Below are 13,735 nucleotides of genomic sequence, written 5' to 3' on the forward strand. Positions count from 1 at the left end.
TATACTGAGATGCAAAACATAGCTAAGGCTACGTTTTGCATGACTTTTAAAAGATCCTCTGAGTAATAGCTTAGTAACAAGTTAGGTTTCAAAAATTGGAGAGGAGAAGCTAAACATGAAATGGAATAAGTTTTTCACGCTCTTTGGTGTTACAGGAAGTTTGGCGATTAGCAACTTTTTTCAGCCAAATTTAGGGCAAGTACAGGCACAATCATCCTCTAAAGATGCTCTCATAGTGTTTGTAAACGGTAGTGGCGATTGTTGTGCTGGAGCGATGTTTAAAGTCATAAACAGGGTGAAACCAGGGAATACAGTTTGGACTACATCCTACGCAAACTTTAAAGATGGAAGCACTACAACAATAGTAGGAAATTTATCAACAAATCCTGATGCACTCTTTATAAAAGAAGCTGCTCAAGTCATTAACAGTCAACCTGAAAGTAGACCCATTGTTTTAATTGGTCATAGTTATGGTGGCGATTCAATCCTCAAGGTTCTGCCTTTTATTACTCGCCGTGTCCAACTTGTCGTAGTTATTGATCCTGTTGGTACAGCAGGATTTCGTAGAGTTGCGACTAGCCGTGTGGTTCCACCAAATGTGGACTACTTTATGAACAGATGGCAGGAGAATGGACTAAATGATGAGAATATAGTTCCCTTCGATAGCAGGATTAGTGGAGAGATTCTCTGCCAAGCAACAAAGGGGTGTGACCAGACCGCACAAAATCTTGCCAGAAACGAAGATGGTTCTGAAACAAGAGTTGAATGTGGATGGGAAGAAGTTACTTGTCCTGGCTTTCAACTACCAGTACCACCTGTTATTAAAGGTCGTAAAGGTACAAAAGCACTGAGGATAGAACACAACAATATGCCTAAAGATGCCTATATCCAAAAGATTGTTGGAGATAAAGTTAGCGAAGTATTAACTTCTTTTAGACCTATCGCTAGTTCACCTAGTCCCTCACCTACCCCCACCTCTACAGTTGTAAATGGGGATGTCTTTGCTCATGACATCAATGGCAGCGATGTTGGTAAGCCCTATAAACTTAATAGTTCAACAAAAGTAGCTGCTAATCCTCAAGACAAGCGTGTCCTCGTAATGGGCAATCGAATACTGGTTAATACTGATGATGGCAGCGTTTTTGCTCATGACATTAACGGCAGCGATGTTGGTAAGCCCTATAAACTTAATAGTTCAACAAAAGTAGCTGCTAATCCTCAAGACAAGCGTGTCCTCGTAATGGGCAATCGAATACTGGTTAATACTGATGATGGCAGCGTTTTTGCTCATGACATTAACGGCAGCGATGTTGGTAAGCCCTATAAACTTAATAGTTCAACACCAGTAGCTGCTAATCCTCAAGACAACCATGTCCTCGTAATCGGCAATCGAATACTGGTCATTACTGATGATGGCAGCGTTTTTGCTCATGACATTAACGGCAGCGATGTTGGTAAGCCCTATAAACTTAATAGTTCAACACCAGTAGCTGCTAATCCTCAAGACAACCATGTCCTCGTAATCGGCAATCGAATACTGGTCATTACTGATGATGGCAGCGTTTTTGCTCATGACATTAACGGCAGCGATGTTGGTAAGCCCTATAAACTTAATAGTTCAACACCAGTAGCTGCTAATCCTCAAGACAAGCGTGTCCTCGTAATCGGCAATCGAATACTGGTCATTACCTAGCTGTTTGCAGTTCGCTACAGGTAGGGATGCTCAACGAAAAAAAATCGCCCCTTCTCTAAAAAAAGCAAGGGGCGATCAACGTTTTAACTCAATTAATTAATGACTGTGCCCGTGCCCGCCATGAGAATGCCCGTGATCACCATGAGAATGCCCGTGCCCATGAGAATGCCCGTGTCCCCCATGAGAATGACCGTGCCCTTCATGAGAATGCGCGTGTTCGCGCTGCGCCGCAGCCAAACTCGGATTAACAGCAACCGCAGTTTCACTCAACAACGCTTCTATCTGCGGATTTGCCCACTCGGCAGCCATTTTCAGAAACTCTGGATGGTCGTTAACGCAAGGCAATTTGCGGTAAGTAACTCCTTGACGCTGTTTCTGCAAAGACTCAATAATGTGGTCTACATCTAACAATGTTTCGTGATTTTCTGTCGCAAATCCGATCGGCATAAAGACGATCGCAGTTGCACCCAAATCGATCAAATTCTTCGCAGCCAACGTCGCATCCGGCTGCGTCCATTCAATCAGCGGCGTGTCGTGATTCAGCCAACCCACCGAAATCAAAGGATAGCGATACATCAAACGTTCCCGCACGCGATCGTACAAAGCTTGACTTTCCACAATACCCGAAGTAAAGCCCTTCGCCTTGTGCGGACAACCGTGATTCATCAGCACAATCCCAATCTGAGAAGGCAAATGCGCTACAGCTAAATCGTTCTTAATTTCCTCTTCAACCAAATCCGCCATTAGCTGGATGTAAGCAGGTTCATCGTAAAAAGAAGGAATGTAGCGCTGTCCTTTTACCCAATGTTCCTTACCATCAAAGGTTTGTGCTAAAGCTTTATTCACCTGTTCGACTGCAATGCCGCTGGTGAAAACAGAATCAACTACCAACAGCGGATAAATCAGAATTTTGTCAAATCCTTCTGCTTGAATTTGAGGGATTACTTGTTCCGGCAAAAACGGCGCGCAAAAGTTAAAAGCTTTGAACACTTTTACTTTATCGCCCCATTTCTCCTGTAAATTCTTTTCAATCCCGGCGCGCTGCTGTTCAAAAATTGCATTGTGCGGCGAAACGAATTGACCGTGTTGGTGACTCCACTCGTGCAAGTCAAAGATTGCTAAAATCTTGGCCAGCGGCGGATAAATCCAAAGCGGTACTGGCGCAAACTTTGCCGTAAGCAAATTTAAAGCTTGTTCGTTGTAGTTGGCAAAATCGTCGTAGCTTTCGACTTCGCCGTAACCCATCAGCAATACAGCAACGCGATCGTTACTTGCGGGTGCTGCAGATGTTTTGTACTCGATTTTTTCTGGAGAAGCAACCACTTTGTATTCCTCAATTTTATTTATTCTAAGAGATCCAGGCAGGATGAAGGGGGAATCGGAGATTTTTCATTGTGTGCGATCGCACGACTGACGTGCGCGGGGCTGATTCCCGATTTCTGCGCCCATACTTCCCGGTCAAACCTCTTATTTATCCTAGAAACCGGATTGATGAGCATCAGTCCTAAGTCGGTTTTTTGACCCTGACCCAAAATTCGTAGGGCAGCTAAGCTGGCAGGCCTCTAATTTTCACAATCCTGTTTCTTTAAGCTTTTGTGGGGTCAGCTTCGACGCCGCCGGAAAAGTTAAATCTAAATACAGAACAGCTTAAAACTAGAATCAGCCTTTGCTAAGCTTGACAGGAGATGGGGCAGGGGGGGATAAGTTTCATGTTTTCTTAAGACTCCCTGACCTGGCCTCAGATTAATGCGGTTTGGAGCGTTCCCAGCATTTAACTTGGGGGGATACTCTTCAAACTTGACCCTATTATAAGTTTAACACCCTATCCCCAGGGGTAGTATATGATATAGTAGCTATATGATAAAGTTATGTTGCGAACTATATTAACTTTCTTGACGAACTATGAGACTGGTAATTTGCCCCGGAGTCCACGAACCAAAGCTAACCGACTGTTTCCTGACGGGACTTTCGGGGCTTTGGGGACTGGCAGCCGATCGCCAAAACCAGCAAATAGTCGATCGTGTCAAGATTTTTCCCGCTCATAAATATCCGCCTTTTTCAGCTCTTGACATATTGCACTTTTTGTGCAGCGAAGACTTAGCAGGAGAAAGTCTAGTATTTGTCAGCTTTTCGGCAGGAGTAGCCGGGGCGATCGGGGCGGCTTGGATGTGGCAGCAACTCGGCGGCAAAGTCGGGGCTTTTTTTGCCTTAGACGGTTGGGGAGTACCTCTGGTGGGCAATTTTCCCATCTACCGAATCAGCCACGATCGCTTTACGCACTGGAGTTCAGCAATTCTCGGTGGCGGTGGAGAAAGCTTTTATGCAGAGCCCGCGATCGAACATTTGGATTTATGGCGAGATCCCCAAACGGCAAAAGGCTGGCACGTCAGCCAAACCGCCGGCGGCATTGAGACTGTCGCACCCACAACCGCAGCAAAATTTTTAGTCCACCTATTGAAACAATACGGAGTCCAATCAGTTGTTTAATCTAAATTTAGTATCCTCAGCGATCGCACCTATTGCCACCATCGCCAGCCTCGACAATTCTGTCACTTCAGGCACAACAAACACCATCAAACAGTGGTTGATATTTAGTGCCTCAGCCTTTTTAGTCTCAATTCCAGTCTTCGTGCAAGCACCGTTAGTTCGCTTATATCCCACCATCAGTTTGCTGTCAACTATCCCCTGGTTCGTTCTGAGTTTAATTCTAATTTTCCGGCCCAAAACCCAACTTTGGGGAGATTTATTATTAGGATTTGCCGGATGCTGGCTGGCAGGTTCTATCTATTGGGGCTGGTTCAGATGGGAACCCATTTTACATCTACCTATAGAATCAATTGGCTTGCCTTTTGCTATTTGGTGCTTGGGCAAATCTTGGGGAAAAGTTGGCGGCTATTTTTACTTGGGTTCGCTATTCGGTACTGCCATTACTGATTTATATTTTTATTTAACAGGGTTGATGCCCTACTGGCGGCAAGTGATGCACGCGGAACCGGAATTAGCAATGCCGATTTTTCAAAGTGCGATCGGTCAAATTGAAACTCCTTGGGGCATAGGTTGGGCTCTTGTTTTAATCGCTGTGTTGCTAACAGTCGGTTTGCTGAGTTTGCGCGGCACGCAACTGCACTGGCGCGCGTTTAGTGGCGCGGTGTTAAGCACGCTTTTGGTAGATGGTTTATTTTGGCTGGCTGCTTCTGCTGCTTAAGATTTATGATTAGTTTTTATGTTGGTAATTTTTGACCGCAGATGTGGGCGGATTGACGCAGATTAACGCAGATTTTTTTGAGAGATGTACTCTTGAGATTCCTGACTTCTTAAACAAGTCGGGAATTTGCGTATTTACTGAACAATTATGAGTTAAAATCTAAAATCTAAAATCTAAGAATCCAAAATCAATATCATGTCTTTCATTTCAATTCGCGGTGTAGAACACTATTACGAGTGGATAACTGCAGATAACAGTACCCAACCTAGCGGGAAACCAGTGATGGTATTTCTCCACGGCTGGGCGGGATCAGCGCGCTACTGGGAAAGCACGGCACGAGCTATTGCTGATGATTTTGATTGTTTACTTTACGATATGAGAGGTTTTGGTCGATCGCCCTTGCCGAAAGAGCCTCCTGAGTCCAGCTACGAACTCGAAACCTACGCCCGGGACTTAGCGGAATTATTAGAATCTCTGAATTTAAGCCGTGTCTTTCTCAATGCTCACTCCACAGGTGCATCAATTGCTACTTTATTTCTCAACCTTTACCCCGAAAAAGTAGAAAAAGCAATTCTCACTTGCAGCGGGATTTTTGAATACGATGAAAAATCTTTTACAACTTTTCACAAATTCGGTGGCTATGTGGTAAAATTTAGACCCTCTTGGTTGGCATCCATCCCCTTTGCCGATCGGCTATTTATGGCCCGGTTTTTGCGCCGTTCCCTGCCCACAGAGGTCAGTCTGGCGTTTCTCAAGGATTTTTTAATGGCAGACGAGCAAGCTGCTATAGGTACAATGGTGACGGCAGTCAGCAAAAGAGCCGCCGAGGAAATGCCCCAAGAATTTGCGCGGCTGAGTGTTCCCACACTGCTTGTTGCCGGAGAATTCGACCAAATTATCCCCGCCGTCATGGGAGAGCAAGCAGCCTCTCTCAGCAAAAAAGTAGAATTTGTTATAATTCCCAATACGGCTCACTTTCCGATGCTGGAGGATGCCGCAACATACTTGCAGCGAATTCGAGAATTTTTGCCAGCAGCGGCTTAGCTGAGTTATTGTTCATCTAATGTACGATCGGACACGCAAGCTTTGAGAACGGCTTTTGCTCCGATCTTAATTTTTAATTTCTAATTTCTTAAAGCGAAAGGTGGTACAATGAACGACCTCGACCAATACTATAAAGTGCTGGGACTGTTGCCGGGAGCTTCCAGAGAAGAAATTAGCCAAGCCTACAAGGATTTAGCGTTCATTTGGCACCCCGATCGCATCCCCAAAGACAATCCCAGACTACTACAGAAAGCTGAAGAGAAGATTAAGGAAATTAATCAAGCTCGCGAACAATTGCGATCGATTCAACCAAGAGGTCAGAATCAGAACGTTCAGCACAAACATACTCAGCACAAACACACCCAGCAACAAAACACCCAGCACAAACATACCCAGCACCAAAACACCCAGCAACAAAACGCTCAGTACAGAAACACTCAGCAACAAAATACTCAGCAACAAAACGCTCAGTACAGAAACACTCAGCAACAAAATACTCAGCAATCCAATACTCAGTACAGAAACACTCAGCAACAAACTACCCAGCAACAAAACGCTCAGTACAGAAACACTCAGCAACAAACTACCCAGCAACAAACTACCCAGCAATCCAATACTCAGTACAGAAACACTCAGCAACAAAATACCCAGCAACAAACTACCCAGCAACAAAACGCTCAGTACCAAAACACTCAGTACCAAAATACCCAGCAACCCAATACTCAGTACCAAAACACTCAGCCACCCAATACTCAGTACCAAAACACTCAGTACAGAAATACTCAGTATCCAAACACCCAGCAGCAAAACACTCAGCCACCACCGGCCACCCCAAAAGAACCCCGCTACTCTTCTGAACCCTCTTCAGGGAAATATCCTGGAAATTATGCGGGAAACTATGGGGGAAACCCTGCAGGGCCATATTCAGAGGCGTCCCGCTACCAATCGCAGCCACCGCCATCTCAGTCTTACCGCCAAGCTGGGCCGCAAGCTCCCGATTTGAGCGGTTCCAACTTCAAAGGAGCTTCCTTAAAAGAAAAGGATTTTTCAGGGAGAAACTTAAGCAATGCAAACCTGAGTGAAGCCGACTTAAGTGATGCTTTTCTACACAACGTCAATCTCACCGGCGCGAATTTGCACCAAGCTAACTTGTTCCGGGCTAATTTGTTAGGAGCTTGTTTGATCAATGCCAACTTGAGAGAAACCAACTTAATCGGAGCCGATTTGAGCGGTGCTGACTTGAGCGGTGCTGACTTAACAGGAGCGAAAATCGGTTACGGCGATCGAGTTATGGTCAAACTTACCCGGACTACATTAACAGGTACAATCTTACCCGACGGTACTGTTCATAGCTAAATTATTTAGTTTTTAGTCAGTGGTTGTAGACGCGGGTTTTACCCGCAATATTTGCTGCAATTCCTAATACAAAAAAATCCGCCCTTTGCGAATTTGGGAGAAAAACTTATATTCTGTCCGCTAGAACAACCGCCATAAAATTGGTTCGTAGTGAGGGCCTTCGTCGTCAGAATTGTATGAGGACTTGCATTCCTCGCTGCGTACCCATAAGGGTTAAATTACTTGATATGATATTACGCGATCGCGATCGTACAAACCGAGTTTTTTTACCCGGTTCAACAACTGCAACGAGGTCTTTTCCTTCATCAAACCCCGTTTCTGTCTCCAACACGGCTAGTCGAGATTCATATTACAGCAACCGCCAAAATGGTTCCTGTTCTGTTTTTTCCTTCTTCCTTCTTCCTTCTTCCTTATTCCTTCTTCCTTCTTCCTTATTCCTTCTTCCTTCTTCCTTCTTCCTTCTTCCTTCTTCCTTCTTCCTTCTTCCTTCTTCCTTCTCCCTTATTCCTTCTCCCTTGTTCCTTCTCCCTTATTCCGACGGACATCGGACTGACATCCGTTACATCCGTTACATAATCCGTTGCCGAACTTCCTTCTTCCTTTTATCCGTTACATCCCGTACATTGCTCGTTGCCGAACTGCCTTCCCTTATTAATTACTTCCGCCACGGCGATTGCGTAACTTTCGTCCAGCAGCCAGCATAGCGCCTCCCGCCATCAAACCCCCCACAGTCATCGGTTCGGGAACCGGTTCAGGTTGAACCGTCCCCACAGAACCGCCTTGAATAAATACAGCAGAATCTAACTTGCCATCGCCCACATCTTTAATGCGGATACTGAGAACATTCGTCTGATTTTGCTTGAGCAAACCCTCAAAACCTAAAACTTTAGTAAAACCGTCCAGCTTAACGATGTTAGCAGCAATACCTGTCAAACTTGGGTTGTTAATATAGTCGGGGTGATCTTTAGAGCGATTATATGGATCTGGAACAAGATTATTAATCGTAACTCTTTTTCCGTCGCTCAATTTTGCCAAATTAGTGCCGTTCAACAGCAGTTCAAAATCGTCATTATATTTAGAACCGCCGAACTCAGGAAACTCCTCAGAAGCAAATACATATTGAAAGAACAATTTTTCAACCGTACTATTAGCAAAAAAGCTGAGGTTTAGCTGAGTCAGATCCCCTTGTTCACCCTTAGCACCAAAATCCGTGCTTAAATCGCTGTCCTGTGTCGTGAAGTTATCTTTCCGATTCTGACCCGGTATATCGGTGACTCTACCAGTGCTCAGAACAACACCTGATGTCAAACCGAATGGGTCATTAGTGAAAGTACCAAAAGCAGCCGAATTACCCGTAATTGAAACAGAGAAATTACTCAACCCGGCTGTATTAGTCCCCAATAAATTATTTTTTAAAGTCTCAGTGTTATTAGTTGCTCCTACCGAAAATGCCATTGCTGGCGCTGCCAACAAACTCAGAGCAGTAGTTAATGTAGCTGTTAAGCCAGCAATTTTGTGAGTAATTATCATAACTTTTTCCTGGAAGATACAAACCTGATCCAATGCACAACTTCATTTTTACATTATATAAGTATCAATGTCTAGGGCCTTTACAATAACTTTACACATAAGTGTATATACGTTTTTTGGGGCTAATTTTTTGGGTAGTTCTTGGCAATTAGTCAGCCTCTAAACCTCAGCGCAAAAATACGGATGCAAAAATACACTTACACAGACTAATAATTTCAGGAGTTACGCACTGGAGACCCAAAAAACTGGGTTTTGATACCGTTGGCGCTCTCTAAAATGACTAATAGCTAATGACTAATAGCTAATGACTAATAGCTAATGACTTATGAAAGATGACTTCGCCCAAAAAAACCATAGAAGCCCCCGATTCCTGTCGTAGAGAGATCAAAATTTTTGATCCGAGTTCAACATCCCAGATTCATCTGTGGAGTAAATCTAAAATCGTCGAGTCGCCAAAGTCTCGCCCCCCTCTAAAATCTCTAATCGACTGACTGATGACTAAAACCCCCTTGCTTCTCCTTCGCCGCGCCGATCGGCAGCCCCTTCCAACCAACCGTCTGCAGTCAGGACGATCGCATTGGCATTGCCCCAGCCGTCACCTTCAACAATCTGGTGTCCCCGCCGCCGCAACTCCGAAAGTGTCGCAGCCTCAAAACCTCCCCGTTCCACCCTCAGGCGATCGGGCTGCCACTGGTGGTGTACGCGAGGTGCAGACACAGCATCGCCGACATTCATGTCGTAAACCAATACATTCAGCACTATTTGCAGCACCGTGGTAATAATCGTGCTGCCTCCGGGAGCTCCCGCAGCGAGGCGAAATTTGCCATTTTCTGTCACGATGACCGGCGTCATGCTCGATAAAGGAGTTTTGCCCGGGGCGATCGAATTTGCCTCCCCGCCCACCAAACCAAACAAATTCGGCACTCCCGGCGCCGCTGCAAAATCATCCATCTCGTTGTTGAGCAAAATTCCCGTACCCGCGGCCACGACTCCAGCCCCAAAACCGCCATTCACCGTAAATGTCAAGCTTACTACATTGCGCTCTTTGTCAACTACCGTAAGGTGCGTAGTTTCCGGAGACTCCCACAGGAGACGGTTCAAAGTTTCAGCGTCAACAGCCTTTACCTCGCTGGAGGGTCGGGCTTTTGACATTTGGATTTGCGATCGTCTCAATTTGCCATAATTGGTGCTAGTCAGAGCTTTGAGCGGTACACTCACAAAATCCGGGTCGCCCAAATACTCAGCCCGATCGGCATAAGCAATCCTCATGCTCTCCGCCAGCAAGTGCAAAGTATCTGGACTCTGCCTCCCCAACCTCTTGAGATCCGTATCTCCCAGAATATTTAAGATTTGCAATAAATGAACGCCGCCGGAAGAAGGAGGCGACATCGCGCAAATTTCGTAGGTGCGAAAGTTGCCACAAACCGGATTTCGCCAAATCGGCGTATAGTTTTTCAAATCTTCGAGAGTGATAATCCCACCGTTTTTAGCCATATCGGCGGCGATCGCCCGCGCAATGTCCCCGGTATAAAAACTCTGCGGATTTTGTGCAATCTGCCGCAAAGTCCGCGCCAAATCCCGCTGCACCAAAAGCTCACCCGGCTGGTATAAAATGCCACCACGAGTAAAAACCTCCAGCGCCGCCCGGTTTTTTTTGAGCACATCCTGTCGTCGCCCGGTAGCCGTGGTAAAGCGCGAACTTACCGGAAAGCCTTTTTCAGCCAGGGCGATCGCCGGCGCCACCACCTGGGCCCAAGGCAACTTACCGTACTCGCGGTGCACCGTATAAAGTCCAGCAACAGTACCCGGAATACCCGCCGCCAAATGCCCGTCCAGACTTGCCCTTTGGCGCACCTTGCCCTGCTTGTCGAGGTACATATCCCGCGTCGCCCGTTTCGGAGCTCGTTCCCGGAAATCCAGCGCTTGCACAGTCCCCGTTTCCGCCCGCCGCAGCAGTAAAAAACCCCCGCCACCGATACCCGCCGAAAAAGGCTCCACCACCGAAATCGCCAAAGCCGTAGCAGCCGCCGCATCCACTGCATTGCCGCCCTGTTGCAGCAGGGCCAGCCCCGCAGCGCTCGCCAGAGGGTGAGCCGAAACTGCCATCCCCTGTTGGCTGCGCTGCTGCTGCAAGGTTGGCTGTAGCTGTTGCTGGCAGCCACCCAACACCAAGACTGTTAGGCAACAAGTATAAATTCGCACTTTGCTCAAGAAATTGGGCAACATTTTTTACGCGTGAGGCGAGGATTTTTTATAGTATACTTTTAGGAGCATCTTCCCTAAAACCTAGCGGTACTAAGTTCAATCGCAGATAAATTACCTGTTATGGCAGACGGAAAAACGATTTGACCCTGGGAGGCGCTCACGGTACAAGAGGAAGAGAAAAATCAGGGACAGACGGTGGCAATTTAATAATTAAACAAGTTTGAAAAAGCAGCTTTTTTGATAAAATACCGATTTCAAAAAAGCTGATAAACTCAGAAAAACGGTGTTGCTGATTTACGGTAGGAAAAACTCAAGATGCAAATCATATAAACCCTGCTTCACAAAGCTTCTGAATTTTCCAATTATTTTTGTTTCCTAGCCTGATTAAGCAACAGCAAAACAATCAGTATTTTAGGTGATGGCTAGGGTAAGGCAACACATAGAGTAATTAAAAATGAGTCGTATTTTTTTACCCACCCCAACTTTACCAAGGGAGGCAGTAAGAAATTTACAAATTATTTACGATTGCTGGAACAGACTTATTATAGCTTTTTTTGGTAATCTTTTTGACTTTTGGTTAATCAGTAAACCATGTTTTACTGACTATTGATATAAAAATTTCTCAAATAATTGTAATTAGGTTTGGAGGAAAGTTTCAAATTCCTCATTCCCCGTTTTGGCGCAATAAAAAAATTATGATTAGCAATTAACCGGAATCGAACTGAGTCATGAATGCAATTTTTTAGTAGCTATATAGTTATCAAACCAATAATTTTGGGTGAGGTCGGGTTTTTCTTGGTAAGTCGTATTAAAGCAAAAAGATGCGATCGAATTTAGGACAACTCCAGTCCCCGGACAAAACCCTCAATCCATCGCAGCCGTCGCCTTTGTGTCCGAAAAATTGCCCGCCAAATAATAGTCTGCACTCCGCCTGCTAAGGGCCGTCCCCTCCTTATGGTAGATAACACTCACGTTGGTAAACCTGTTATATTGGCAGTATGTAGGCAAGTTTTCTGACTACAGGTACTTGCACGTAAATGAGTCAGAGTGTCGGCTTCGATACTATACTTCGGTGAACAACTACCAAACCACACCTTAATGCAAGTTATGAATAGCCAAAAAATAAGTGTAATCATTCCTGCATTCAATGCTGCCGACACTCTGGCCGAGACAGTTGCCTCCGTACTCAATGGTACCCACAAGAATCTAGAAATTTTAATTGTTGATGACTGCTCTACTGACGCTACTGACAAAGTTGCTGCTAAGCTAGTCGAGCAAGATTCGAGAATTCAATACTTCAGAAATCCCCAAAATTACGGGGTTTCTAAGTCGAGAAATTTAATGATATATCGCGCCACAGGCGAGTATGTAGCGTTTATCGATAGCGACGATACCTGGGAACCCAATAAGTTAGAAGTTTGTTTGAAGATGCTCGCAGACAATCCCGAAGTCAAAGCTGTGGCTCACGCTTTGCGATATTTAGACAAGCGCGGCAACAAGTTGAGTTACATTCCCACCTATCCTACAACTAAAGCAGAAATGCAGGCGATTAAGGAGACAGGCGAAAGTCCTTGGGTTTTCCCGTCTTCTGTTGTAGTCTATCGCTCTATTCTACTCCAAGAAGGCGGCTTTGCAGAAGATTGGCAGGTAGGAGAAGATACAGAGTTATTTACTAAACTTGCTCAAAAGTATGGCTTGCTAGCGGCGACAGAACCTTTGGGAAATTATCGAATTAGAGAGAACTCTCTCACAGATAAACACTGGCTGAAGAAGCGCATAGCTTCTGATTGTGTCAAGGAAAACCAACTGCGGCGCTTGCGGGGAGAAAAAGAGTTATCACTCCAGGAGTACGAAGAGTTATGTTTTAAGAATTTGCCGCTTTTGCAAAGGCTTAACAAATTTCGAGAAGTTTTGGCACTGCACTACATGAGAAAGGTGGGACAAAGTTGGTTAAATCGGGAGGTTTTGCCGACTATTGTTTACGGCGTGGCTACCACAGTGCTCAATCCTCAAGCTACTGTGCACAAGTGGAAATGGATGAAAACTCACGAAAAGTTGAGTCATCAAACGGCAGAAGGTATTGGTCATTCGGCAGAATTAAACCCCCAGCGATCGTCTGAAATCGGGGGTTGAGCCTAAAGGATGTTATAGTTGTATAGCCTTTCTCAGTAACATGAGGTGCACGCTTGATATAGAGAATAGGGCATAGGGAATAGGGCATAGGGCATACCTCACTTTATTGACAACTTCTATATGCGGGTTTAGGCAAGAAATTTGGTGCTGCCAATCAAGCCGAATCGAAGCCGATCGCCCAGGGGCTGATTAATACGCGATGTTGGGGTCTTGATCCGTATTTGACTGTGAATATTCTGTCAGGTCAATTACCCGCAATACCAGCTACAGCGGCTTGCAGCCGTGCGGTGGAAGACAATATAAAAATTTTTGCGTGATCGGATGTCAGTCTTGATTTATTCTGCCACTAGCTTCAAGCCTATACAAGGCGCTAATAGCAGCGATCGCCAGCCGTGCTATTTGCCCCCACAACAGTTAGAATAAATAATGTATAAGTAAAAAGGAAAGTTTTTGGAATTAAAAAATGGGTAGCAAACCCCTTTTTGAGGCATAAAATAAAAGGAAAAATTTATAAAACATTCTGCCTTTTACCTTCAGAGGATGATCGCCTTTTTATTTGGAATTAGATT

General features: G+C 45.2%; 9 protein-coding genes. 6 read left to right on the forward strand and 3 right to left on the reverse strand.

Annotation, left to right across the window (positions count from 1 at the left end; genetic code table 11):
- The first annotated feature begins 115 nt into the window (after nucleotides 1-115).
- Nucleotides 116-1,693, forward strand: a complete 1,578-nt coding sequence (locus QUA34_RS09805) for a hypothetical protein (RefSeq protein ID WP_333386063.1) — start codon at nucleotides 116-118, stop codon at nucleotides 1,691-1,693.
- A 96-nt stretch (nucleotides 1,694-1,789) separates the two neighbouring features.
- On the opposite strand, the gene QUA34_RS09810 is transcribed toward QUA34_RS09805, so the two are convergent.
- Nucleotides 1,790-3,016 carry a ferrochelatase gene (locus QUA34_RS09810; RefSeq protein ID WP_333386066.1) on the reverse strand — a complete coding sequence of 409 codons (1,227 nt, stop codon included), beginning with the start codon at nucleotides 3,014-3,016 and terminating at the stop codon, nucleotides 1,790-1,792.
- Nucleotides 3,017-3,595: 579 nt separating this feature from the next.
- Here QUA34_RS09810 and QUA34_RS09815 point away from each other — a divergent pair.
- From QUA34_RS09815 to QUA34_RS09830, 4 genes are all read left to right on the forward strand, one after another.
- A complete protein-coding gene (locus QUA34_RS09815; RefSeq protein ID WP_333386070.1) occupies nucleotides 3,596-4,180 on the forward strand; it encodes a hypothetical protein in 585 nt (194 codons plus the stop codon).
- Nucleotides 4,173-4,898: a DUF3120 domain-containing protein gene (locus QUA34_RS09820; protein WP_333386072.1), complete on the forward strand. Its 726-nt coding sequence runs from the start codon at nucleotides 4,173-4,175 to the stop codon at nucleotides 4,896-4,898. Before QUA34_RS09815 ends, QUA34_RS09820 begins: the two co-directional genes overlap by 8 nt.
- A gap of 195 nt (nucleotides 4,899-5,093) precedes the next feature.
- Complete coding sequence (locus tag QUA34_RS09825; protein WP_333320167.1) at nucleotides 5,094-5,942, forward strand: alpha/beta hydrolase; 849 nt, start codon at nucleotides 5,094-5,096, stop codon at nucleotides 5,940-5,942.
- A 108-nt stretch (nucleotides 5,943-6,050) separates the two neighbouring features.
- Nucleotides 6,051-7,298, forward strand: a complete 1,248-nt coding sequence (locus QUA34_RS09830; RefSeq protein ID WP_333386074.1) for a pentapeptide repeat-containing protein — start codon at nucleotides 6,051-6,053, stop codon at nucleotides 7,296-7,298.
- A gap of 651 nt (nucleotides 7,299-7,949) precedes the next feature.
- On the opposite strand, the gene QUA34_RS09835 is transcribed toward QUA34_RS09830, so the two are convergent.
- Both QUA34_RS09835 and ggt read right to left on the reverse strand, forming a co-directional pair.
- Nucleotides 7,950-8,828, reverse strand: coding sequence for a choice-of-anchor L family PEP-CTERM protein (locus QUA34_RS09835; RefSeq protein WP_333331561.1), 879 nt, complete (start codon nucleotides 8,826-8,828; stop codon nucleotides 7,950-7,952).
- Between the two features lie 498 nt (nucleotides 8,829-9,326).
- Nucleotides 9,327-11,054 carry a gamma-glutamyltransferase gene (gene ggt, locus QUA34_RS09840; protein ID WP_333331558.1) on the reverse strand — a complete coding sequence of 576 codons (1,728 nt, stop codon included), beginning with the start codon at nucleotides 11,052-11,054 and terminating at the stop codon, nucleotides 9,327-9,329.
- Between the two features lie 1,086 nt (nucleotides 11,055-12,140).
- Here ggt and QUA34_RS09845 point away from each other — a divergent pair.
- A complete protein-coding gene (locus QUA34_RS09845) occupies nucleotides 12,141-13,166 on the forward strand; it encodes a glycosyltransferase family 2 protein (RefSeq protein ID WP_333331556.1) in 1,026 nt (341 codons plus the stop codon).
- The last annotated feature ends 569 nt before the right edge of the window (nucleotides 13,167-13,735 follow it).

The organism is Microcoleus sp. POL10_C6, from assembly GCF_036701585.1.
Taxonomy (GTDB): Bacteria; Cyanobacteriota; Cyanobacteriia; order Cyanobacteriales; family Microcoleaceae; genus Microcoleus.